This window comes from Myxococcus guangdongensis (assembly GCF_024198255.1).
GTDB lineage: Bacteria > Myxococcota > Myxococcia > Myxococcales > Myxococcaceae > Myxococcus > Myxococcus guangdongensis.
The window spans coordinates 23,787-47,405 of sequence record NZ_JAJVKW010000022.1 but is presented as its reverse complement, the minus strand read 5'-3'; the positions used below and the strand labels follow the sequence as shown (position 1 = coordinate 47,405).

Below are 23,619 nucleotides of genomic sequence, written 5' to 3'. Positions count from 1 at the left end.
GTCACGTCGCGCGGCGTTCACTCCCGAAAGCCCCCCTGTGTCACCAGGAAGGCCTTGCGGGAGCCAAGCACCGCGCGAGCCCGGGTCGGGGGGCTACTCCTGGGACAGCTTGGGCAACAGCACCGAGAGCGAGCGCTCGAAGCGATAGGACACACCGGAGTGGCCGTCCTCGAACTCCTCGTGCACCAGGTCCACGCCCGCGTTCTTCAGGTCGTCCGCCAGCATGCGCGTGCCCCAGCGCAGGTTGAACTCGTCGCGCGTGCCGCAGTCCAGGAAGACGCCCTTCAGCTTGCGGAAGGCGTCCAGGAACTTGGGGACGAAGCGCACCGGGTCGTGCACCAGCCACCGGTTCCACACGTCGAGCTTCAGCCGGCCCGTCTGCGCGTCGAAGGGCAGCTCCAGGTTGAGCGGCTCACCCTTCTTCGGCGAGTACGCCGCCGCCATCGCCAGCGTGTTCACCACCGGGAAGTCCTCCCCGCGCATCTTCGTCTCGCGCACGCGCTGCCGGAACTCGCCCTGCCACGACTCGATGCCGCCCGACTTCAGGAGCGAGCCGGCCGCCTTCGGGAGGTCCGGCAGGTAGCAGTATTCGAAGTAGGCGTCCGCCGAGTGTGCGCCCAGCAGCGAGAACACCTCCGGGTGGTAGCGCCCCATCACCAGCGCGCCGTAGCCGCCCGAGCTGTGCCCCAGCACCGCGCGCGACGCCGCCTTGGGCAGCGTGCGGAAGGTGCGGTCCACGAAGCCCACGATGTCCTTGGCCAGGTAGTCGCGATACCGGCCGATGGCGTCGCTGTTGATCCACTGGCTGCCGCCGAGCGACGTCCACGCATCGGGGAACACGCCCACCACGGGCGGCACCGCGCCGGACTCGATGAGCGCGTCCAGCCGCTCGGGCACGGAGGGTGCGAAGCCCGAGGCGTTGGTCCACGTGCCCCCGCTGTTGCCGAACGCGTGCAGGAAGTACACGGCCGGGTAGCGCCGGTCCGACTCGGCGTACCCCGGCGGCAGGTACACGGTGAGCTTGCGCCGGGCCGGGTCGCCCAGCGGGTTGGACTCCAGCGCGGGCGACTGCACCTCGCGCGTCTCCAGCAATCCCTTCATCCGAGTCTCCCCTTCGCGGCCGCGCTACGCGCGCGAGCCCGGGTTCTTGCCGAATATCTTCATCACGGCTTGCAGGTCCTCCCACGCCTTGCGCTTCTCCGCGGGATTGCGGAGCAGGTACGCGGGGTGGAAGGTGGGCATCAGCTGAATGCCCTCGTAGACACGCCAGGCCCCGCGCATGCGGGTGATGGGCGTCGAATCTCGAAGCAGCGTCTGCGCCGCGAACTTGCCCAGCGCCACCACCACCTTCGGCTGGAGGGCCGCGAGCTGCGCGCGCAGGAAGGGCTCGCACGCGGCGATTTCATCCGGCTCCGGGTTCCGGTTGCCCGGGGGCCGGCACTTCACGACGTTGCAGATGTAGACGTCGTCGCGACGGAAGCCCATCGCCTCGATCATCTTCGTGAGCAGGTCTCCCGCGGCGCCCACGAAGGGGAAGCCCTGGATGTCCTCGTTCTCGCCCGGGCCCTCGCCCACGAAGACGAGCTCCGCGCGGGGGTTGCCCGAGCCGAAGACGATGTTCTTGCGGCCCGTGCACAGCTTGCAGCGCTGGCAGTCGCCCAGCTCGCGCCGCACCTGGTCCAGCGTCGGCCGCTCGCCGTCGACCACGCCCGGCAGCGCTCCGCTGCCCGTGGGAGAGGATTTCGGTACGTCCAGGAGCATCCCATTCGAGGTGGGCGCGGTGGGACGGGGGGTCGCTCGCGCCGCGATGGGCGCATGCGTGGCGGGCTCCGGGGGGGCCAGTGGACGGCCCGACGGAGCGGGAGTCGCGTTGCCAGGAGCAGCGCCCACGGGCCGATCGACGCGCGAGGTGCCCGGGCCTGGCGCCGCGTCCACCGGCCGCGACACCGGCGTGGTGGGGGCGGTGCTCGTGGCGGGGGCGGGCCTGCGTTCGGCCGGTGCGGGCTCGGTCGCGGGTCCCGGACGGGCGAACCGGGAGCGCAGGGAAGGTGTCAGGCGCTGGAGCTCGGCCGCCGCCTTGGCGTCGATCATCAGCATGCGCCCGCCGCCGTCCTCCTGCCAGAGCAGGTGACGGCGCACATCCTCCAGCACGGCGCTCAGTTCCTGCGTGGCTTCGGGCGAATCGTCGTTCACGATGACCGATCGGTATCGGAGGGCAGGCCCGGGCGCAAGGAAGCGGACGACTCTCGCTCGGGAGCACGCCTCGACGGGGTGGACCGGACCTCCCGCGCGGCGTCAAGTTCCCCACCACACCGGGTCACGGGCGGCCTGTCGAACCCTCGCCGTTGGCCTCCGGAGCCAAAGGCCAACGGTTCGACTCACCGCACCCCGTCGACCCGCGCGCCGGCTCCGGGGGTGAGTCCGCGGGTTGGCGGGCGCGCCTCCCATGAATCCATGGAACCCGGACTGCCGGCAGGACTCTCGGAGCGCTTCTGCCGCACGCCCCCTTCGTCTCCGACCTCGGTGTCGAGCCCGTCTCCATCCTCCCGAGCGAGATGGAACCCGGACTGCCGGCAGGACTTTCGTAGCGCTTCTGCCGCACGCCCCCCTTCGTCGCCGACCTCGGTGTCGAGCCCGTCTCCATCCTCCCGGGAGAGGTGACGGCACGCACGGTGCGGCCCGGCGACCTGAAACAGGACGACGTCATCCGCGCGGGAGTCCAGGCCACGCTCGCCGTCCTCGAGCCCTGGACGCCCTGAGACTCAAGTACCGGAAGGAGCGCGCTGCACCAGCAGGAGCTCGAGGATGCTCCGGGCCACGGCGTCCTTGGTGCCCTGGAGCTCTCGCGGCGCGCCGGTCCGGGTCAACACCGTCACCCGGTTCGTGTCCGTGCCGAAGCCCGCGCCGGGCGCCGTCACGTCGTTGGCGACGATGGCGTCCAGCCCCTTGCGCTCGAGCTTCTCGCGCGCGTGTTCCACCACCCGCTCCGTCTCCGCCGCGAACCCCACCAGCACCGGCCGCCGCGCCTGCCCCGCCACCTTCCGCGAAGCCTCGGCCAGCACGTCCGGCGTGCGCACCAGCTTCAGCGTCTCCGGGCCTGCAATCGACCCCTTCTTCACCTTCTGCGGCGCGCGAGTCTCCGGCCGCCAGTCGCTCACCGCCGCCGTGGCGATGAACGCGTCGGACTCGGCGACCCGGCTCAGCACCTCGCGCGCCATCTCCTCCGCGGAGACGACCTCCACCACCTCCAGCCCCGTGCGGTCCACCGCCCCCACCGGCCCCAGCACCACCGTCACCGAGGCCCCCAGCGCACGCGCCGCATGCGCCAGCGCCATCCCCATCTTCCCCGTGGAGGGATTGGAGATGAACCGCACCGGGTCCAGGAACTCACGCGTGGGACCCGCCGTCAGCAGCACCCGCTTGCCCGCGAGCGGCCCCGGCGCGAAGCGCGCGGCGACTCCCGCCACGATGGCCGGCACGTCCGCCAGCCGCCCCTCACCCACGTCGCCACAGGCCAGGAGTCCCGCGCCTGGTCCCACGAAGCTGAAGCGCGCGTGCGCCGCCAGCGCCGCCACGTTCTCCTGCGTCTGGGCGTTGTCCCACATGGCCACGTTCATCGCCGGAGCGAGCACCACGGGCCCTCGGAAGGCCAGGAGCGAGGTCGTCACGGCGTCGTTCGCCATGCCTGCTCGCACCCGCGCCAGGAGGTCTGCCGTGGCCGGCGCCACGACGAACGCCTCCGCCCACCGCGCCAGGTCCAGGTGGCCGAAGTTCCCCTCCTGCGAGGGGTCGAAATAGTCGGTGAGCACGGGATGCCCGCTGAGCGCCTGGAAGGTCAGCGGGGTGACGAACTGCCGAGCGGCCTCCGTCATGGCCACGCGCACCTCGGCGCCCGCGCGCCCCAACTCACGTACGAGCTCACAGGCCTTGTACGCGGCGATACCACCGGCCACACCCACCACGATGCGACGGCCCTTCAGCGCGGTCACGTCCATGCGGCTTCCTAATGCGCCCGCATGCCGGCTCGCAACCCGAGCCGCACACGCGCAGGCCCGGTGCCTCAACGTCCCAGCGTCACCTCGCCCCTGGAGGGCACGTCCACCACCCGCACCTCGGGGCCTCCGGGTGTCTCCACATGGAACGCCCCCCACACCAACGTGTAGCGCCCGGGCGGCAGGCCGCTGATGACGACCTGCTCGGAGCGTGGCTGGTAGATGAGGTGCGCCCAGCGTGAGCGCATCAGCTCCTGCGCGGGCGGGTTGCTCGTCACGGACACCTCCCCGGCCACCACCCACAGCGCCTTGCCGCGCTCGGGCTTGAGCTGCACGGTGAGCGACGCGCTGCCCGGCGCGGGCCCCAGGTCGAGGTGCATCTGCGCGCCCCCCACCTGGACCACCAGCGCGGGCTCGCCCGCGAAGTCTCGGCCGGTGCCCAGCATGAACCGATAGCTGCCGGGCGCCACGTCCACCGAATAGGCCCCATCCGGCCCGGTGACGATGTTGAGCGGCTCACCCCGGTCTCCGTTCACCGCCTCGATGCCGATGCCCGCGGCGGGCTGACCTCCCTGCAGGAACACGCGACCGCTCAGCCGCGTCGCCTGCTTCAGCGTCAGCTCCAGCGCGGCGCGACTGCCGCGCTCCACCGCCTGCGTCCCGGTCAGCCGGCCCTTGCGCGCGGACACGGTGTAGCGGGCCACATACGGAGGGCTCGCCAGCGTGAACGTGCCGTCTGGACCCGACATCACGGACTCGTCGCACACCTCACAGGACACCACGGCGTCCGCCACGGGGCCGCCGCTCGCGTCGCGCACCCTCCCGCTGATGCTCGGCAGCTTCTCCAGCACCAGGTCTCCCAACTCGGGAGCCACCGGACGGTCCACCATCAACGGCTCGTAGCCGGAGGCATCCACCGCGACGATGACGCGGTCTCCCGCCGTGGGCAGCGGCAGCTCGAAGCGTCCATCGGGGCTGTCCACCTGATGCTCGTCCATGCGGAAGCGGCGCACCGGCGCGCCGTCATTGCCGACCACGCGGCCACGGAACATGTCGCGCTTCTTGAGCACCACCTTCACGGGAGGCCCGCCCGCCTTGCCCTCGGCGCGCTCGGTCTGGTCGTAACCGGAGTGCTTCACCTCCAGGCGGTAGCCCCGGTCGGGCCGCAGGGAGCGGAACTCGAAGTGGCCACGCGCGTCGCTCACCACGGGCTCCGCGCCACGAGGCACCACCGACAACGCGGCCCCCGACACCGGCGCGCCTTGCATGTCCACCACGTCGCCCGTGAGCGGCGCGCCGGGCTTCAGCTCCGCCTCCAGCTTCAGCGTCTGCCCTTCCGTCACCGTCACCTGCTTGCGCTCGGAGGGTTGGTAGTCCGGATGCGAGGCCACCATCGAGTACGTCCCCTCCGGCATCCCACGCATGGGCACGACCCCGTCGGGCCCCGAGGAGCGATCACTCCGGAAGATGCCCTCCTGGTCCACCCAGAGCACCACGTCCGCGCCCTCCACGCGGCGACCTCCGGAGGACACCGTCACCTCCACGGAGGCATGCGGCTCCAGGGGCAGCTCGACGTTCGTCGCGGGCGCCGTCACCTTCACCTGTCCACCGCCCCACTCGGAGTGGTGCGCGTGCAGCTCGTACAAGCCCGGCGTGGGCACCGACGCGGAGAAGTGCCCGTCCCCATCCGCCAGCACCGTCTCGCCCGTCGGCTGCACCAGCACGGATACGCGCGGCGCGGGACGGCCGTACACGTCCATCACCCGCCCGGTGATGAGCGTCGCGCGCTCCAGCTCCAGATCCAGCGACGTCTCGCCCTTGCCCACGCGCGCAGGCAGCTGCGCGTCGCGGAAGCCCTCCGCCTTGCCCTCCAGCACGTACTCGCCGACGGCGAGCGGCCCCAGCTCCACCAACGCGCCCGTGCTCGCGCGCTCCCGGCGGACGATGTCTCCGCGAGCGGTGCGCAGGAGCAGCTCCGGCGACGGCACGGGCTCACCCGCCTCATCCACCACCGTGACGAGCAGCTTGCCGGCCTCCTCGAGCTCCAGCGTCACCTGCGTGACGCGCGCCTCGAGCGTCAGCGTGCGCGGAATCGAGCCCAGCCCCGGCGCCTCCGCCGTCACCACCAGCTCATCGGGATACAGGCCGGTGAAGCGGACGACCTCGCCCTCCGTGCGCAGGTCGCGCGACAGATGGTCGCCCCGGACACGCACCGTCGCGGAGGCGGGCTGGCCATCGCGTGTCACGCGGACCTCCAGCGTCCTCGAGGGCGTCAGCTGCAGCCGCACGGGCTGGGAGCCCGCCTCCACCTGGGACTCCACGGCTGGCAGGTAGCCCTCCGCCATGGCCAGCACGTAGAACGGCCCCTCGCCCAACCCCTCCAGCATGAAGGCGCCGTCCGCCCCGGAGCGCGCCTCGAAGGGTAGCGGCACCCGTCGAGACACCGCGTACACGCGCGCCTCGCGCAAGGGCTGTCCGGACTCGTTCACCACCTGGCCGAGGATGGAGCGCAGCGGCGGCAGGAACAGCTCCACCGGATCACCCGGCGCGGCCCTGTCCCGCAGCGCGACACCCAATCCGGGAGCGCGGGCCCACACGGAGAAGGACACGCCGACCAGGTGCTCGAAGCGGAAGCGCCCCTCGGCGTCCGTTCGCGTCGTGGCGCGAGGGCTGAGGAAGCCACGTTGTTGCTCGAAGAAGGCCAGCGTGTGCAGCGTCGACTCGCGCGCCGGACAGGACAGGAGCGCCTGGTCGCACTCGTCACAGCGCACATCCACCAGGGTGCGCTCCGCGCTGGCCGACAGGAACACCTCCGCGTCCGGCACCGGCCGCCCCGAGGCATCCAGGACGCGGCCCGTGAGCACCAGGCCCTCCTGGCTCCCGGAGGTGACCTCGACGGCGGAGAACTCGGGCAGTGACTTGGACGTCGCGCCCAGGGACGCGGACGCGCGGGAGTCGCGAGGCGCTCGCTCCGAGCGAGACCAGAGCCAGGCGGCCCCAGCCACCACGAGGGCGGACAGAACCCCTATGAGAATCCAGTTGCGCATGCGCTCGTCACGAGGACCTTAGCCCGCGGCGGGCCCGGCAACGGCCGATTCCCACCGGAAATTCCGGACCCAGTCCTCTCCCCGACGCTCTCCCCCACCCCACGTCGCCCCCAGCGCAGTGGGGCGACAACGTCACGCAGCCATCACTGCTTCGTGTCGTCCTCGAGTGCGTCCAGGCGCTTCTCCACTCGCTCGAAGCGCTTGTTCGTCGTCTCGGCCAACGAGCCCAACAGCCGGGCCATGCGCCCGACATGCGTCTCCATCCGCTGGAAGCCGCCCGACACGGTCCGGACGGCACCAACCACGGACTCCATGGTCGTCATCATCAAGTCCATGCTCTCTTGCGTCGCGTTCATGTTCGCCTGCGTCGCACGCAGGGATACCTGCGTCTCCGTCAGGGCCACCTGCGTCGCGCTGATGGCGTCCTGCATCGCGCCCATGTTCGCCTGCATCGCGCCCATGTTCGCCTGCATCGCGTTCATGCTCGCCCGCGTCGCGCTCATGCTCTCGCGCATCTCTCCCATGCTCTTCAGCATGGAGCCCATCCCCGAGGCCAGGATGCGCGTCTGCATCCGCGAGGACTTCATCTCCTCGCGCAGATCCACCACCTCGCCCATCAACTTCACCATCACGTCCCTGCCCGCCACCCTCGCCATACGACCTCCCGTGACATCCTGACGGGACCTTACGCGACGGGTCTGACCTGAACCGACGGTGCTGGAACGACGGGTGCGCGTGCTCATGGTGTGGCCTCCCTCACTCCTCGGCGAAGGGCTGGATGGCCTGCGCCACCGCGAGCTCCTGGCGGGCCTCGCTCAGCTCGGAGTTCGTCGCGCGCAGCCGGTCGCTCAGCACCTGCACGAAGCTCCAGAGCATCTTCACCGCGAGGATGGACTCGCGCTTCATCAGCCCCATCAGGTCGGGCCGCGAGATGACCATGGTGCGCGTGGGCTCCGTCGCCCTCACCGTCGCCGAGCGCGGCGCGTTGTCGATGAGCCCCATCTCTCCGAAGTGGCCGCCCGAGCGCAGCTCGGCGATCTCCACCCCGTTCTTCTCGATGGCCACCCGGCCCCGGATGACGACGAACAGCTCCTCGCCCGGCTGCCCCTCCACCACGATTTCACGCCCCGCCGGATACGTGCGCGTCGTCGCGATGGACAACACCGCCGTCTGCTCCTTGTACGTGAGGTGACGGAACAGCGGAATCTTGCGCAGCGCCTCCATCCGCGACTGCGCCTCGGTCGACTCCTCGCTCGCCAGCGCCGCGCTGTCCCCGGCGATCTTCACCACCACCGCGGTGATGTTGTCCTTGCCGCCCCGCTCGTTCGCGATGTCGATGAGCCGCTTGGGCAGGTCCCCCGGCGCCAGCCCCGACACCAGCGGCAACAGCTCCTCGTCCTCGACGTAGCCATGCAGGCCGTCCGAGCACAGGACGAACATGTCCCCGGGCACCAGGTCCACGATGAGCGTGTCGACCTGGACGGACTCCTGGATGCCCACCGCGCGCGTAATCACGTTGCGGTACTGCGAGGTGGCCGCCTGCTCCTTGGTGATGGTGCCGGCCTTCAGCTGCGCGGCGACCAGCGTGTGGTCCTCCGTCAGCCGGTGACACTGGCCGTGCCTCACCAGATAGACGCGACTGTCGCCCACATGACCGATGACGGCCTTGTTGCCCCCCACCGCGAGGCACACGAACGTCGTCCCCATGCCCCGCTTCGTCGAGTCCGACATCGCCGTGCGGTAGATGTCCGCGCACGCGCGCTGCACGGCCACCTCCACCAGCGCCGCCGCCGCCGAGCGGCTATCCGCCGTGGGGTTGTTGCCCAAATCCTTGAGCAGGTGCCGGTTCGCGGTGATGTGCTGCTTGACGACCTCGGTGGCGCGATTGCTGGCGACCTCGCCGGCCGCGTGCCCGCCCATGCCATCCGCGACGACGTACAGCCCGAGCGACACGTCCACCAGCATCGCGTCTTCGTTGTGCTGCCGCTTGCGGCCGACGTCGGTCAGTCCGAAGGCTTCTGTGGTCAAGGCCACCGCGAACACTCCCGTGTGTGACTGTAGGCGACTTCGTACGTTACGCAGGCCACTTGAGACGTGGCAAGGCTCAGGGAGCCATCCGTACGGAGAGCATCCGGACAAAACCGCTTGCCGTGTAGAACGCGAGTTCCACCTGTCCAAAGCGCAACCGCGCGCCATCTTCCAGCAGAACGGGCTTGCGCGGGGTCAACCGGACGCCCCCCAGCCACGAGCCATTCTTGGAGCCGGCGTCCGTCAGCAGGAAGCCCGCCTGGGCCTCGTCCCGGGCGAACCAGGCGTGGAAGCGCGACACGCTGCCGTCATCCAGCACCACGTCGTTGTTGCCCGTGCGCCCCACCGTGATTCCCCGGCCGAAGGCGTTGGAGCGGGCCTTCACCACCGGGAAGACCACCGACTCGCTCGCCCCCAGCGTCGGCGTCCCCGCGTTCGTCACCGTCTTGAGACGGTACTCCTCCTGGTCCACCAGGCTCTCGTCCGCGGGCGAGGGGGAGAACAGGAGCAGCCCGGGCGGCAGTTGCCGCTCGAGGTCGCCCCGGTTGCGCAGGTACCGCGAGACATGGGCGCTCAGAAGCTCGGGCATAAGGGCGGCGCGGGAAGGGGGGAGGCTCCCACGCACCCCAGTCTACGCGGACTTCAGCGCCAATCCATGAACAACCCGACCATCGGGCCACCCACGAAACCCCGGCCCAAGTAGCGACGCTTGAGACCGAAGGGTTCCCCGTAGCCCACCGCGATGCCCGCTCCCACCTTGTCGAACTGGTAGCCAATCTGGATTCGGCCCTCGACGATGCCGGCCACGTTCTTGTCCGGGAGCGGGCCGCCGTTGAACTTGGCGCCATAGAAGACGGGGCCGCCCGTCACCTGGAAGCCCCAGTGCGCGGCGTTGGGCAGCTGGTTGCGGTAGCCGAAGCCCACCTGCGCGGTGTGCTCGTAGTAGGCGCCCAGGTTCGTCTCGGGCTTGCCCGCCTTGGGGGTGGGCATGCGCGCCCCCCACCCCAGGCCGCCCTCCACCAGGAAGACGAAGGCGTCCTTGCGGTCCTGGAAGAAGGTCAGCTCCCACTGCACCTTCAGCCGGGGCGTCAGCAACGCATCGTTGTACGAGGTCCCCAGGAAGGCGCCACGCGGGAGCCAGAAGGGCGTGGGCGAGGTGTGCACGCGACGAGGCGTGCTCGGCAACGTCTGCGCCTGCGCCGTGGAGACCAGACCCAGCGTGAAAACCAGCAAAAAGAGGAGCTTGCGGTGCATAGAATCCATCTTTGCGCCACGGAGCGGAGCGCTTGTCAACGAAGTGTTCGTTTGGCTATGACGCGTTCGTTACCTGCGGACGGGCCGGGAGCCAGGTCGTACCTGGAGCCACCTACCGTGGGGCACAAGGAGCGGGACACCGCATGCCAGTCGTGACAGTCCGGGCCAGCAGCAAGCAGAGCTCGGGGAGGTTCGACACCCTCGTCCGCAAGGCCACGGAGAAGGCCTCCGACCTGCTCGAGCAGAGTGATCGCGTCCTCGTCGTCTACGAGAAGGGTTGCGCGAGCATCTATTACGAGGGGGACGGCGTGCGTCCCCTCCCCGCGCCCAGGGCGTCCTGAAGGGACGTCGAGGCTCCGGCCCGACACCGGGCCGTCGAGCTGGAACGTCGAGCCCGGCGGGTGTGTCCTGAGAGGACCGGTTCAACGGACCTCTCCCCTTCACAAGGTACCCGCGTGCGCTCGCTCCTGGTCGTCCTCACCCTGACCCTCACCGCCTGCTCCACCCACCGAGCCCACGAGCGCGTCGCGTTCGCCGATGGCCTGACGGCGGGCGGTGCGCCGGGGGCCGCCGTGCCGCTGGAGAATCGCTCCATCATCCATCGGGCCTCCCTGACGCTGGAGCGGGACGAGCCCGAGACGGGACCGGCGCAGGCCGTCCAGCTCGCGAAGACGCATGGGGGTTACGCCGAGCACGTGACGACCCGTTCCGCGGTGGTGCGCATCCCCGCCGAGCGGTTGGAGGGCTTCCTGGCCGCGGTGCCCGCGCTGGGCGAGGTGGAGCGCAAGAGCGTCTCCGCCAGCGACGTGACGGACGTGCACCGGGATTTGAAGGTGCGCCTGGCCAACGTGACGCGCATCCGCGAGCGATACCTGGAGCTGCTCGAGCGCGCCGTCAGCGTCGAGGACACCCTCAAGGTGGAGAAGGAGCTGGAGCGAATCACGGTGGAGTACGAGACGCTCAAGGCGCGCCTGGAGGGGCTCGAGGGCGAAGTCGCCCTGTCCACCGTGAACCTCGACTTCGAGCGCCCCGTGCGCCCCGGGCCCGTGGGCTGGGTGTTCTACGGCCTGGGCAAGGCCGTGAAGTGGCTGTTCGTCTGGGACTGAGGGCGCTTCACTCCTCGCCCAGCTTCCGGTAGAGCGTGCGGCGGTTGATGCCGAGGATGCGCGCGGCGGCGGCCTTGTTGCCGTTCTGCGCGTCCACGATTCGCCGCACGTAGGCCCGCTCGACGTCCTCCAGGGGCAGCTCCTCGCCACTGGCCCGGGTGAACAGCGCCTGCATCCCGCCGTTCTCGCCCGGCAGGTCGAAGTCCTCGGGCACGAGCGTGTCGTGGTCCGCCAATGCCACCGCGCGCTCGAGCAGGTTCGCCAGCTCCCGAACGTTGCCCGGCCACGCGTGCGCCACCAGCCTGCGCATCGCCGCCGCGGACACACCAAGCACCTCGCGCGCCTGCGCTCCACCCAGTCTCCCCAGGAAGAAGTCCACCAGCGGGACGATGTCCTCGCGCCGCTCGCGCAGCGGGGGCACCTCCAGGCGGATGACGTTGAGCCGATAGTAGAGGTCCGGCCGGAACCTCCCATCGCGCAGCAGCTCCTCGAGCGGCCGGTTCGTCGCCGCCACCACCCGCGCGCGCACCGTCACCTCCGCGCTGGCCCCCAGCGGCCGCACCTTCCCCGTCTCCAGCGCCTGGAGGAGCTTGGCTTGCACCTCCAGCGACAACTCCCCCACCTCGTCCAGGAAGAGCGTCCCCGCGCCCACGGCGACGAAGACGCCCGCCCGGTCCTCGCGCGCGTCCGTGAACGCACCCCGCCGGGCGCCGAACAGCTCGCTCTCCGCGAGCCCCGGCGGCAGCGCGGCGCAGTTGAGCTGGAGGAAGGGCTCCGCGCGCCGGGCACTCGACTCGTGCACCAGCCGCGCGAGCGCGCTCTTGCCCGTCCCCGTCTCCCCCGTGAGCAACACCGTCGAGTCCGTGCGCGCCGCCCGCCGCGCCAGCTCCAGCACCTTGCGCATCGCGGGGCTGCGCGCCACCAGCCCCCCCGGCGCATCCATGGGCACCGCCGCGCGCAGCCGGACAATCTCCCTGCGCAGCTGACGCTCCCGGAAGGCGCGCTCGAGGGAGAGCACCAGCGCGTCGATGTTGAAGGGCTTGGTCACGAAGTCGCAAGCCCCCGCCTTCACCGCCGCCACGGCGAGCTCGATGCTCCCGAACGCGGTGATGAGCAGCACCAACTGCCCCGGCTTCCGCGCGAGCACCGCCTCCAGGAACTCCGTCCCCCGCATCCGCGGCATCTCCACGTCGGAGATGACCAGGTCGAAGGTCTCCTCCGCGCAGCGGGACAGGGCCTCCTCGGGGGACGTGAGCCCCACCGTCACATAGCCCCGCTCCGTGAGGCTCTCGCAGAGGAAGTCCACCACCGCCGCGTCATCATCCAGGATGAGAAGCCGTTGTCCTCGCGCGCTCATACCGCCTCCTCACTCGTGTCCTCGCCCTCGGCCGCCGGCAGCTGGACGATGAATTGACTGCCCTCACCCACGCGGGACGACACCGAGACGGCGCCTGCGTGGTCCACGACGATGGACTTCACCACCGCGAGCCCCAGCCCCGTGCCGCCCAGCTCCGTCCAGGTGCTGAAGAAGGGCTCGAAGATTCGCGCCTGCCGCTCCTCATCGATGCCCACGCCCGTGTCCTCGACGCGCAGACAGACGCCTCGGCGCTCCGACAGCCCCGGCGCGCTCCGGAAGACGGACGGCGCCAACGACACCCGCACCCGACCTCCGCGAGGCGTGGCGCGCAGCGCGTTGGTGAGCAGGTTGAGCGCCACCTGCTGCAAGCCGTCCCCATCCGCGAGGACGCGAGGCAGCGGGGTCTCCACCTGGAACTCCAGCGTCACGTCCCGCTTGCGAGCGTCGTGCTCGAGCAGCTCCACCACGGCGCGCACGGGCCGGTGGACATCCAGCACCTCCCGACGCGGAGGCTTGCGGCGCGTGAGGTCCAGCAGCTGGCTCACCGTGCGGGTGATGCGCTCGCACTGCTGCACCAGGATGCCCGCGTTGCGACGGACGTCGTCGGGGAGCTCCGTCCTCGACGCGAGCGCCTGCGCCCGCCCACCGAGGATGAGCAGCGGCGAGCCAATCTCATGCGCCAGCCCCGCCGACAGCTGGCCGAGCGTGACGAGCTTGTCCACGCGGCGCAGCCCCACCTCCATCGAGATGCGCGCCTCCGTCTCCACGTTGAGCCGGCCCCGCGCCTCGCCCAGCTCCTTCACCATCGCGTTGAAGGCGTGCACCATCTCGCCCACCTCGTCCTCGCGCTCCACCACCACCGAGGCCGAGAAGTCACCGCCACGCACCGCGCGCATCGCCCGCACCACGCGCTCCAACGGACGCTGCAGGTGGAGCCACAAGAGCAACCACCCCACCAACGAGATGCCCGCGATGAGCGTGAGCACGGACAGCACCGTGGACCGACGCGTGCGGTCCAGGTCCATGCGCAGCCCATCCAGCGGATTGACCACCGCGAGCGCGCCCACCGTCCCGCCCTCGTCGCTGCGCAGCGGCACCACCACGGACAGGTGCGACAGGCCCTCCGGCCCCTCGAAGCGCGACGTCACGCCGTGCGCCTCCATCACCCGGAGCGCCTCCGCCTCCACCAGCGGCAACGTGCGCGAGCTCCCCAACGAGCGGGCGACCAGCCCCTCGCTGGCGTCGAACACGAAGACGTCGACGGTGGGGTCCTTCACCTCCAACGACTCGAGCATCTCCCGCACGTCCGCGCCCTGCCCGTCCCGCAGCGCGTTCTCCATGGCCACCTGGAGCGCCGTGGCCAACAGCCGCGAGGACTCCTCCGTGGCCGTCCGCAGCTCCTGCTCCTCCCGCTGGAGCTGCCCGTAGCCGTAGGAGCCCAGGATGAGGGTGCTGGTCAGGGTCAGCCAGAGCCCCAGTTTGGTCGCGATGCGCACGCCGCCCACTGTGGCGAAAGTGCACAGATGATTCAATTCGCCTCACTCCTACCTGCTCGCTGGGCGAGTTCACTCCGTGTGATTTCAACGAGTTGAGTACGAGACACGCTGGACCAGGACTTGCCTTGGTGCCCGGCCATGAAAAGGACCGTGCTCCTGGGCCTGCTGGCCCTCTCCTCCGCCTGCTCCAGCGCCGCCGCGACCACCGCCACCACGGAGCGGCCTCCGCCCAAGACGCTGAAGGAGGGGGTGGTGCAGCTCGCCGAGGCCTCCCAGGCCTTCGTCACCGTCACCCCCGTCCAGCCCGATTCCGGCGGCGCGAGGCTCCAGGCGCCCGCGCGCGTGGCGTTCCGGGACGGGGCGGTGTCCCGACTCGGCGCGCCGCTGGCGGGCCGCGTGGTGGGGGTGCACGTGCGCACGGGCGATGCGGTGAAGCCCGGAGACCCGCTGGTGACGCTCGACTGCCCGGAGGCCGCGGCGGCGCGCACGGCGGTGGCCACCGCGACGGCGGCGCTGCGCGAGGCGGAGTCCGGCTTCGAGCGCGAGCGGCGCATGTTCGACCAGGGCGTGAGCACGGAGCGCGAGCGGCTGTCCGCGGAGACGCGCCTGGCGGAGGCCCGCGCGGAGCTGGCCCGCGCCCAGGCCTCCGTGGGCTTCGTGGGCACGGGGGGCGGCACCACCGTCGTCCTGCGCGCCCCGCTGGCGGGCACCGTGCTCGCGCGCACCGCGACCGAAGGCGTCTCCGTGCAGCCCGGCGGCGAGCCCCTGGTGGAGGTGGGGGACGCCTCCGCGCTGTGGGTGGTGGCGGAGGTGTTCGAGCGGGATTTGCCGCAGGTGCGTGAGGGCACGCGGGCGAGTGTCACCCTGCCCTCGCTGCACGAGCCGCTCACGGGCCAGGTCGTGTCGGTGGGCGCGGTGGTCACCAGCGGCTCGCGCACGGCGCCGGTGCGCATCGCGCTGGACAGCCCGCACAAGGGACTGCGTCCGGGGATGTTCGGCCGCGCGCGCATCGACGCGGCCGAGGCCAGCCTGACGCTCCCGGTGGAGGCGGTGCTGCTGCGCAACGGCAAGGACTCGGTGGTGTACGTGCGGCAGGACGCGCGCACCTTCGTGCGCCGGCCCGTCGTCGTCGCCACGCCCGTGGATGGGCGCGTGCAAGTCATCGCGGGCCTGTCCGCGGGTGAGCCTGTCGTCACCCGGGGCGCGCTGCTGCTCGACGGCGCCGCGGACCAGCTGCTCTAGCGGAGACCCCACCCCATGTTGCAACGACTCATCGAATTCTGCGTCCGCAGCCGCCTGCCCGTGTTGCTGCTGACACTGGGCATCGGCCTGTTCGGCGTGAAGGCCTATCTGGACACGCCCGTCGAGGCGTTCCCCGACGTCACCAACCTCCAGGTCAACGTCATCGCGCAGATGCCGGGGCTGGCCCCCGAGGAGATCGAGCGCCAGGTGACGGTGCCGCTGGAGCGCGTGCTCAACGGCACCCCCGGCATGCTCCAGATGCGCAGCGAGAGCCTCTTCGGGCTGTCGCTCATCTTCCTCACCTTCGACGACGGCGTGGACCCGTTCAAGGCGCGCACCATCGTCGGCGAGCGCCTGTCCAACGCGGACCTCTCCGACGAGGCCGACGTGCGGCTCGCGCCGGAGGCCACGCCGCTGGGCAAGGTGTACCAGTTCCGCGTCCTGAGCGACCGGCACACCCTCACCGAGACGCGCTCGGAGATGGAGTGGAGCATCGCGCGGCACCTGCGCCAGGTGCCCGGCGTCGCGGACGTGCTCAGCCTGGGAGGCTTCCTCAAGGAGTTCCACGTCCAGGTGGACCCGTCGCGACTGCTCGCGCACGAGCTGACGCTGGCGGACGTCACCGAGGCCTTGGAGCGCTCCAACCGCAACGTGGGCGGAGGCTTCCTGCGCCAGGGAGACCAGGAGCTGCTCATCCGAGGCGTCGGCTACCTCAAGGGCGCCAAGGACGTGCAGGACATCGTCCTCAAGAGCGAGGACGGCACGCCGGTGACGGTGGGCGACGTCGCGCGCGTGGTGGCCTCCCACACGCCGCGCCGGGGCACGGTGAGCCATGATCTGGACATGGACGTCACCGAGGGCGTCGTCCTGCTGCGCCGGGGCGAGAACCCGAGCACGGTGCTGGAGGGCGTGCACGCCAAGGTGAAGGAGCTCAACGAGCAGGTGCTGCCCAAGGGCATGCGCATCGAGGCGTTCTATGACCGCAACGTGCTCGTGGGCCAGACGCTGTCCACGGTGCACCACAACCTGCTGCACGGCGCGCTGCTGGTGGTCGCCGTGGCGTGGCTGTTCCTGCGCAGCATGCGCTGCTCGCTCATCGTCGCGTCCGTCATCCCGCTGGCGCTGCTCACGGCCTTCATCGGCCTGCGCATGGTGGGGCTGCCCGCCAACCTCATCTCCATGGGCGCCATCGACTTCGGCATCCTCGTGGACGGCGCGGTGGTGCTGGTGGAGAACGTGCTGCACGAAGCCGGCGTGAAGCGGCCCCGCAAGCGGCGCGAGATGCTGGGGCTCATCATCCACTCGGCGCTCGACGTGGCCCGGCCCACCTTCTTCGCCATGGCCATCATCATCGCCGCGCTCATCCCCGTCTTCACCCTGGAGCGCGTGGAGGGCCGCATCTTCCGCCCGCTGTCCCTGACGTACAGCTTCGCGCTCGTGGGGGCGCTCGTCTTCGCGCTCACCGTGGTGCCCGCGTTGTGCGCGCTGCTCCTCAGGCCCAAGGACGCCGAGGTGAAGGAGCCCAAGCTGCTCGTCACCCTGCGCGAGGCCTATGCGCGCGCGGTGACCTGGCTGATGCCGCGCCGGGCCCTGGTGTTCGGCTCCATGGCGGCGCTGGTGGTGCTCACGGGAGTCGTGGGCTCGCGCGTGGGCAGTGAGTTCCTGCCCGAGCTGGACGAGGGCGACATCAACGTCTTCGTGGAGATGCCCGCGAGCATCTCCCTGGCCAAGGGCGCGGACATCCTCCTGGAGGTCCGAAAGCGCCTGCTGGACTTCCCCGAGGTGAAGGAGGTGCTCGTCGAACAGGGGCGCCCGGAGGACGGCACCGACAACGAGTCCGTCAACATGGGGAAGACCTTCGTGCGCTTCACGCCGTCGGAGACGTGGCGGGATGGCTGGGACAAGGAGCGACTGGTGCGCGAGATGCGCGCGTCGCTGCTGGAGATTCCCGGCGTGAGCTTCAACTTCTCCCAGCCCATCAAGGACAGCGTGGAGGAAGCCATCAGCGGCGTGCGCGGGAAGGTGGTGCTCAAGGTCTTCGGCACGGACCTGGAGGCCATGCGCGCCACGTTGGAGAAGGCCGTCACGTCGCTGCAGGACGTGGAGGGCGTGGTGGACCTGGGGCTCTATCGCGACTCGAGCGTGCCGCAGCTCCAGGTGGTGTTGGACCGGCAGGCGCTCGCCCGCGCGGGCGTGGACGTGTCCACGGCGCAGGACCTGGTGGAGACGGCGCTGGGCGGCAAGGTGGTGACGGAGCTGTGGGAGCAGGAGCGGCCCGTGCCCGTGCGCGTGCTGCTGCCCGGCACCGAGAAGGAGGACGAGTCGCGCATCGGCGACATCCTGGTGCCCACCGCGGGCGGCGGCCATGTCCCGCTGCGCGAGGTGGCCCGACTGGAGAAGGCGCTGGGCCGCGCGAGCATCAACCGCGAGGCGAACAGCCGCACGCTGGCGCTGAAGTTCAACGTGGAGGGGCGTGACATGGGCTCGACGATTCAGGAGGCCATGGCCACGGTGGAGCGCGAGGTGACGATTCCCGAGGGCATGTTCCTCAAGTGGGGCGGCGAGTTCGAGAACCAGGAGCGCGCGCTCGGGCGGCTGGCGGTCATCGTGCCGCTGTCGTTCCTGGTGGTGTTCGCGCTGTTGTACGCGGCGCTGGGCTCCATGCGCAGCGCGGGCGCGGTGCTCGCGGGCGCGCCGTTCGCGATGTGCGGCGGCGTGCTGGCGCTGGCGCTCACGGGCATTCCGCTGTCCGTCAGCGCGGCGGTGGGGTTCATCACCCTGCTGGGCCAGGTGTGCCTCGCGTCGCTGCTGGTGGTGAGCGCGGTGGATGACCGGCGCAAATCGGGCGAGGCCCTGGAGACGGCGCTCCCGAGGGGCGCGGCGAGCCGGTTCCGCGCGGTGTTGATGACGGCGCTGCTCGCGATGCTGGGGTTGATGCCGGCGGCGCTCTCCAGCGGCGCGGGGAGCGAGACGCAGCGCCCGTTCGCCATCGTCATCATCGGCGGACTGGTGACGGCGGTGCTGGTGTCGCTGTTCGCGCTGCCCGCGTTCTACTCGGTCATCGTCGGCAACCGGAGCCCCAACGCGGCCCCGGAGGAGGAAGAGGACGAGGACGCCGGGGACTCGGGCATGACGCATGTCGTGCCGGGCTCCAGCCATGAAGCGGGCAAGGCCGAGGGGGTGGCGGCATGAAGCGCCTCGTGTCGATGTGGGGCTTGTGCTGGGCGCTGACGTCGGTGGGGGCCCGCGCGGAGGAGACCGCCGCCGCGCCACCCGAGGTCATCACCCTGCCCCAGGCGCTGGAGCTGTTGTCCAAGGACAGTCCGTGGATGGCGGCGGAGAAGGCGCGCGTGGGCGTGGCGGAGACGGAGCGCATCGCCGCGGGAATCCTCCCCAACCCGTCGTTCAACTACGGCGGGCAGCGGCTGCTGCACGGGGCCAACACGGGCTCGTCGATGTCGCACCAGTTCACGGTGGAGCAGCCGTTGCTGCTCTTCGGGCAGCGCGGTGTCCGACGGGAGCTCGCCGAGCGGAGCGTGGCGGCGGAGAAGGCCCGGGTGACGGCGTCGCTCGCGGAGCGGGAGCTGTCGGTGCGCGAGGCCTTCGCGAACCTGCTCTCGAGCCAGGAGGCGCTGCGGTTGCTGGAGGAGACCTCCGTGGACCTGGGGCGCGTGGAGAAGGTGGTGAAGGGTCGCGCCGCCGCGGGTGACTCCAGCCGGTATGACGTGGAGCGCATCGAGGTGGAGGGACGCACGCTGGAGGTCGAGGTCCTCAACGCGAAGGCCAGCGTCGATGACGCCGCGGGCCGGCTGGCGGCGCTCCTCGGTCGACCGGGCTGGAGCCCGCGTGCAGAGGGGACGCTGGGGGCCACGGGGACGCTCCCGGAGCTGGGGCGGCTGTGGGAGGCGAGCGTGCGGCATCGGCCGTCGCTCGTGGCGGCGCGGCAGCGGCAATCCGTGGCGCAGGGGGGGCTCGCGGTGGCGAAGAGGGAGCGGATGCCGGTGCCCTCGCTCGAGGCGGGCGCGGTGGTGACGCGGCGGGAGGACAGCACGATTGGCTATCTCGGGCTGTCGTTGCCGATGCCGCTGTTCGACCGGAACCAGGGCGCCATCGCTCGCGCCTCGGCGGAGGTGGATGCGGAGACCCGGGCGCTGGACGCGGAGGTCGCCGAGGCCCGGGCGGAGCTCACCCGCGCACACGCCGTGCTGGCGGGCAGGCACCGCGCCCTGGCCACGCTGGAGCGCGACGTGGTGGAGCGCCTGCCCACGCTGCGGCGCATGGCGGAGGACGCCTACCGTGAGGGACGCGGGAGCATCCTGGAGCTGCTCGACGCGTTCCGCTCGCTGAAGGACCTGCGGCTGCAGCACCTGGAGCAACGTGAGGCGGTGCAGCAGGCGGAGGCGGCCGTGCTCTTCGCCTCGGGCCTGGAGACGCTCACCCAGACACCGTGAGTGCCACCGTGCCCGCGAGCGATGTGTCTCGCGGGCACGGGCGTCTCAATCACTCTCGAAGAGCGGGAGCTGGCTGGCCCTGGGCGTGCTGAACATGTCCATCAAACCGAACTGGAACAGCCGCCTGCGAAAGCTCCCCATGAAGAAGAAGACCTTCCGCTGGCGCAGGTCCAGCTGCTCCCGGAGGAAGCCCTCGAGCTTTTGCTTGCGTCGGGAGTCTCCCGCCAGCGACTGGTAGCGCTCGTGCAGGTCCCACTTCTTCAAGGAATGGCGATGCCCCTGACAGCGTGCATCGTCACATGCCCACTTGATGACGAACTCCACATCGGGGAACGGCAGCGGCTTCGGCGGCGCGAACAAGAATCCCTGACGCAACACGCGCGCCTCGGTCTTCAACCAGGCCTGGCGGTCTTCTTCGGTGCGCGGCTGGAGGTAGGCGTCGGTGATGACCTTCGGCTCGACGATTCCGAGCGAGCGGTGCTCGGTCCGCTGCAGCTCCGCGAGGTGCTCGAGCGATGCAACGTAGCCCGGAGAGGCGCGCAGCATCTCCACCTGCCTCCACGCGTCGGTGTCCGGCATCCGGTCCTCGAGCCGGAGGGAATCCGGGGCGACCTCGAGGCTCTCCGGACGTGGGTCCCGCTCATGCTTCTTCGTCTTGGCCGCTATCCATTGAAAGCCACGCAGACACTGGCCCTCCTCCATGAAGCGGCGCGGGATGGGATGGAGCCGGACCATCCTCAAATCCTCACTGTCCAAGCCGCCCGTGCAGACATTCTCCACACGTCTGCTTGAGTAGCTCGGGTAGGTCATCCCCAAGATGAGAATGCGCCGCTCGGCCCATTTCTCCATGTGACCGTCCCCCTGAGGTCAATCGCAGTCTGAATCCTAACAACGAGGGGTGACCTCCGCGCGAGCCGGACCCGCAGTGGCAAGCCATTGTCTCCGAGTCAGGCGCGACCTTGTATCGAGGAGCCCACGCGTTCCAGTCGTGGCGGAACCAGGGTCGGCGAAGTACCGTGGGCCTTCGATATGGACTGCACACACGCTTCACTTCGGCCCACGCCGGACCAGGATGCCTCCTTCGCCGCGGAGGCGCTCTTCGCGGGCGACCTCGCCCACGCGGCCTACCATGTGGGCTGCGCGCTGGGCTCGGACGTCACCCGCCCCGAGTGGTTGGACCTGCTGCGGCGCATCAAGCAGGACGCGGGCCCGGACCCGCTGCGAATCGTCCCCCTGCAGGGTCGGGTGTCCTTCGCCACCGTCGGGGTGCGCGCGTGGATGCTCCACGAACAAGGTCAGCCCGCACAGGCCCTCGAGCTGCTCTCCCAGGTGGTCCACGCGAAGCGGGACACGGACTTCGTGCGCTGGGGCCTCCCTTGGATGGAGGCCCAGGGTGTCGCCGAACAGGCACCCATCGAGCCCACGCTGAGCCTGCTGAGCGTCATCCTCACGAGGCTGGCGCCCTCCGACCCGAGCGTACCGACGCGGGTGCTGCAGGTGCTGGAGCGGCTCTCGACCCGGCATCGAACCCACTCGGGGGTCGTGTGGCTGCGCGGCACCCTGCTCCACCGCCTCGGCCGGCTGGATGAGGCGCTCGCCGTGGCCACCGAGGCCCATGCCACCATTCCGAACTGGGTCACGGCCACGCTCCTGGCCATCGTCCACCGCGCACGAGGCGACGTGACGCCCGCGCTCGAGGCCTATCAGGCCGCGCTCGGCCACGACGCCACCCAGAACGCCACGCGGCTGGACATCGCGGACATGCTGCATGAACAGGGACGCTTCGACGAGGCGCTCACCTGGTATCAAGCAGCGCTGAGCCATGAGCCGGGCAGATCCTGGGCACTGGCCTCCGTGGCTGCACTCCAGTACCGCGCGAACGGGGAACGCGACGCCCTGGAGCACCTGCTGTCGGTGGCGGACACGACGCCGGGGCCCTCGCGCGAGAGTCAGCTCGCGGCCTCCGTCACGCGAGAGCTCGTGCCCTGGGTGGACTACCTGCCCCTGAGAATCGACGCGGGCATCCACGCCCTGCGGCAGATGAGCCTCCAGCCGCCCGCAGCGACGGGGAACACGCCTCCGAGGGTGAAGCTCACCACCCAGTGGCTCGAGGCGCCCAGCGTCCAACTGGCGTGGGAGCTCCATCGTGAATGGCGCGGCTTCCCCTGCATCGTCGACGTCGTCGTCCAGGAGGTGCAGCGCCCCGACCCGCGCCAGCCCGTGGAGCCAGTGGAGCTCACGCTGTGGAGCTACACCGACACACGGCCGACGCGCGCGGTCCCGCCACCGCCTGACGAGGTGGGCGCGGCGCTCGCCGAGCTGGCCAGCGCGCCCTTCCAGTTGGAGGGCTGGTGGCGTGAGGCGGAGCGGACGGCTCGCGCGCTGAGCGCGCACGAGCCCGAGGCATTCGCCCGAGCGATGGTGCATCCACCGCCTCCGCGAGGAAGCCACTCCACCTGGGCGTGGCTCCAGCGCATCCAGCTGGCCGCGGCATTCGTCATCGCGGCCCGCGAGGAAGGCTGGCTCGACTCACGGCGACGGACGCTCCTGCTGGCCCTGGCGAAGGGCCCCATGGACTGGACGGTGGAGGCCGCGCTCATGACGCTGGCCCACGTGGCACGAACGACGCCCGAGGCCCGCACCGAGGTCCGCGCCCTCTTCCAGTCCCTGGACCAGCACACCCAGGACTACGCGAGCTACGAGTACGCGCTGGTCTGCGCCTGGCTCCAACTGCCCGAGATTTCCGACACCGAGCGCACGACCCTCGAGGCGCGCCGCAAGAACATCGAGAGCCTCGCGGGTCCGTGAGGCTTCCGGCGGAAGCGCCAGCACCTGGGTGGGCGTGCTCACCCAGCGACGGCGGGAAGGCTCGCGTCCGAGGACAGCTGCTCCCCACGATCGAGGAGCAGGTGTCCATCCGGCGCGAGAAATGACCAGCCGTCCATCACGATGCCCTGACAAGCAGAGGAGACACCCAACGCCTCGGAGAGGTCCCGCCGGGGGTCTTCCTCTGTCTCGAAGGCAGCCAGCGTTCGCACTCCGCTCCAGAACTGATGCAACTGCTCGAGTCGCTGAGCGGCCTTGGCGTTCCGCGGCTTGGCCTCGAGATAGCCGACCTGCTTCTCGACGCTGGTACTGAACGGGAACCCGGAGACGTCATCCGCCGCATACCACCGCAGCCTCTCAGCGCGCGCTCCGAGTTCCTCCTTCACCTGTTGCCGGGCCTTCGCCAGCGGCAGCCGCGTGGCGACACAGAAATAGGCGGGGGGCAGCGCCCCTTCATCGAACGTCCCCCTCACGTCGATGATGAGGCGCCCGGCCCAGTCTCGCAGCGCGTGACCGCTGTAGACCATGCCCCGGAAGTGCTCCGCCACCCCGCCCACCAACGCCTCCGCCTCCGCGCCGAGTGCGCTCTCGGACAGACAGCCGATGAGCAGGTGCGTGTCGAAGATTCTCGCGCACGCACGCTCTCTCATCAGCTTCGCGGCGTCCCCCATCCGCTTGGCGCGGAAGAAGGCACACGCCCCCAGCAGCGTCGTGGACACCGGGTCTCCAGCCCGCTTGCGCTGGGTCACCGTCATGGTCAACGACGGGCCACTCCCCAGGCTCACCGTCATGGCCTTCTGGCGATTGAGTTCCACCCGGG

The 23,619-nt window shown here is 70.6% G+C and carries 18 protein-coding genes; 6 read left to right on the top strand and 12 right to left on the bottom strand.

Annotated features, from left to right (window positions below):
- Nucleotides 1-93: 93 nt before the first annotated feature.
- The 8 genes from LXT21_RS41150 to LXT21_RS41115 form a co-directional block, all read right to left on the bottom strand.
- Nucleotides 94-1,101, bottom strand: a complete 1,008-nt coding sequence (locus LXT21_RS41150; protein WP_254043734.1) for an alpha/beta hydrolase — start codon at nucleotides 1,099-1,101, stop codon at nucleotides 94-96.
- Between the two features lie 24 nt (nucleotides 1,102-1,125).
- Nucleotides 1,126-2,193 carry a uracil-DNA glycosylase gene (locus LXT21_RS41145; protein ID WP_254043733.1) on the bottom strand — a complete coding sequence of 356 codons (1,068 nt, stop codon included), beginning with the start codon at nucleotides 2,191-2,193 and terminating at the stop codon, nucleotides 1,126-1,128.
- A gap of 569 nt (nucleotides 2,194-2,762) precedes the next feature.
- Nucleotides 2,763-3,995, bottom strand: coding sequence for a bifunctional phosphopantothenoylcysteine decarboxylase/phosphopantothenate--cysteine ligase CoaBC (coaBC, locus tag LXT21_RS41140; RefSeq protein ID WP_254043732.1), 1,233 nt, complete (start codon nucleotides 3,993-3,995; stop codon nucleotides 2,763-2,765).
- A 65-nt stretch (nucleotides 3,996-4,060) separates the two neighbouring features.
- Nucleotides 4,061-7,039 carry a carboxypeptidase regulatory-like domain-containing protein gene (locus tag LXT21_RS41135; RefSeq protein ID WP_254043731.1) on the bottom strand — a complete coding sequence of 993 codons (2,979 nt, stop codon included), beginning with the start codon at nucleotides 7,037-7,039 and terminating at the stop codon, nucleotides 4,061-4,063.
- Between the two features lie 143 nt (nucleotides 7,040-7,182).
- Nucleotides 7,183-7,695 carry a hypothetical protein gene (locus LXT21_RS41130; protein WP_254043730.1) on the bottom strand — a complete coding sequence of 171 codons (513 nt, stop codon included), beginning with the start codon at nucleotides 7,693-7,695 and terminating at the stop codon, nucleotides 7,183-7,185.
- Between the two features lie 100 nt (nucleotides 7,696-7,795).
- Entirely contained in the window at nucleotides 7,796-9,082 is a 1,287-nt protein-coding gene (locus LXT21_RS41125; protein WP_046714538.1) for a Stp1/IreP family PP2C-type Ser/Thr phosphatase, read from the bottom strand.
- 61 nt (nucleotides 9,083-9,143) lie between these two features.
- The gene (locus LXT21_RS41120) at nucleotides 9,144-9,656 is read right to left on the bottom strand and encodes an FHA domain-containing protein (protein WP_254043729.1); all 513 of its coding nucleotides are present in this window, start codon (nucleotides 9,654-9,656) and stop codon (nucleotides 9,144-9,146) included.
- Nucleotides 9,657-9,709: 53 nt separating this feature from the next.
- Nucleotides 9,710-10,321 (bottom strand): hypothetical protein, encoded by a 612-nt coding sequence (locus LXT21_RS41115; RefSeq protein WP_254043728.1) that lies wholly within the window; start codon nucleotides 10,319-10,321, stop codon nucleotides 9,710-9,712.
- Nucleotides 10,322-10,464: 143 nt separating this feature from the next.
- Between LXT21_RS41115 and LXT21_RS41110 the strand changes: the two genes are divergently transcribed.
- Nucleotides 10,465-10,662 carry a hypothetical protein gene (locus LXT21_RS41110; RefSeq protein WP_248545279.1) on the top strand — a complete coding sequence of 66 codons (198 nt, stop codon included), beginning with the start codon at nucleotides 10,465-10,467 and terminating at the stop codon, nucleotides 10,660-10,662.
- Between the two features lie 114 nt (nucleotides 10,663-10,776).
- Nucleotides 10,777-11,427: a DUF4349 domain-containing protein gene (locus LXT21_RS41105; RefSeq protein ID WP_254043727.1), complete on the top strand. Its 651-nt coding sequence runs from the start codon at nucleotides 10,777-10,779 to the stop codon at nucleotides 11,425-11,427.
- A 7-nt stretch (nucleotides 11,428-11,434) separates the two neighbouring features.
- Here LXT21_RS41105 and LXT21_RS41100 read toward each other — a convergent pair whose 3' ends face one another.
- On the bottom strand, nucleotides 11,435-12,784 hold the full coding sequence (locus LXT21_RS41100; RefSeq protein WP_254043726.1) for a sigma-54-dependent transcriptional regulator: 1,350 nt from the start codon (nucleotides 12,782-12,784) through the stop codon (nucleotides 11,435-11,437).
- Nucleotides 12,781-14,280 carry a sensor histidine kinase gene (locus LXT21_RS41095; RefSeq protein WP_254043725.1) on the bottom strand — a complete coding sequence of 500 codons (1,500 nt, stop codon included), beginning with the start codon at nucleotides 14,278-14,280 and terminating at the stop codon, nucleotides 12,781-12,783. The genes LXT21_RS41100 and LXT21_RS41095 overlap by 4 nt, the downstream gene beginning before the upstream one ends.
- 138 nt (nucleotides 14,281-14,418) lie before the next feature.
- Here LXT21_RS41095 and LXT21_RS41085 point away from each other — a divergent pair, with 138 nt between their 5' ends.
- From LXT21_RS41085 to LXT21_RS41075, 3 genes are read left to right on the top strand one after another with little or no spacing between them, the layout of a single operon-like run.
- Nucleotides 14,419-15,522 carry an efflux RND transporter periplasmic adaptor subunit gene (locus tag LXT21_RS41085; RefSeq protein WP_256572417.1) on the top strand — a complete coding sequence of 368 codons (1,104 nt, stop codon included), beginning with the start codon at nucleotides 14,419-14,421 and terminating at the stop codon, nucleotides 15,520-15,522.
- A gap of 15 nt (nucleotides 15,523-15,537) precedes the next feature.
- Entirely contained in the window at nucleotides 15,538-18,714 is a 3,177-nt protein-coding gene (locus LXT21_RS41080; RefSeq protein ID WP_254043724.1) for an efflux RND transporter permease subunit, read from the top strand.
- A complete protein-coding gene (locus tag LXT21_RS41075) occupies nucleotides 18,711-19,973 on the top strand; it encodes a TolC family protein (RefSeq protein WP_254043723.1) in 1,263 nt (420 codons plus the stop codon). Before LXT21_RS41080 ends, LXT21_RS41075 begins: the two co-directional genes overlap by 4 nt.
- Nucleotides 19,974-20,018: 45 nt before the next feature.
- On the opposite strand, the gene LXT21_RS41070 is transcribed toward LXT21_RS41075, so the two are convergent.
- A complete protein-coding gene (locus LXT21_RS41070) occupies nucleotides 20,019-20,708 on the bottom strand; it encodes a hypothetical protein (protein ID WP_254043722.1) in 690 nt (229 codons plus the stop codon).
- A gap of 294 nt (nucleotides 20,709-21,002) precedes the next feature.
- Between LXT21_RS41070 and LXT21_RS41065 the strand changes: the two genes are divergently transcribed.
- Complete coding sequence (locus tag LXT21_RS41065) at nucleotides 21,003-22,781, top strand: tetratricopeptide repeat protein (protein ID WP_254043721.1); 1,779 nt, start codon at nucleotides 21,003-21,005, stop codon at nucleotides 22,779-22,781.
- 38 nt (nucleotides 22,782-22,819) lie between these two features.
- On the opposite strand, the gene LXT21_RS41060 is transcribed toward LXT21_RS41065, so the two are convergent.
- On the bottom strand, nucleotides 22,820-23,590 hold the full coding sequence (locus LXT21_RS41060) for a hypothetical protein (RefSeq protein WP_254043720.1): 771 nt from the start codon (nucleotides 23,588-23,590) through the stop codon (nucleotides 22,820-22,822).
- Nucleotides 23,591-23,619 lie beyond the last annotated feature (29 nt).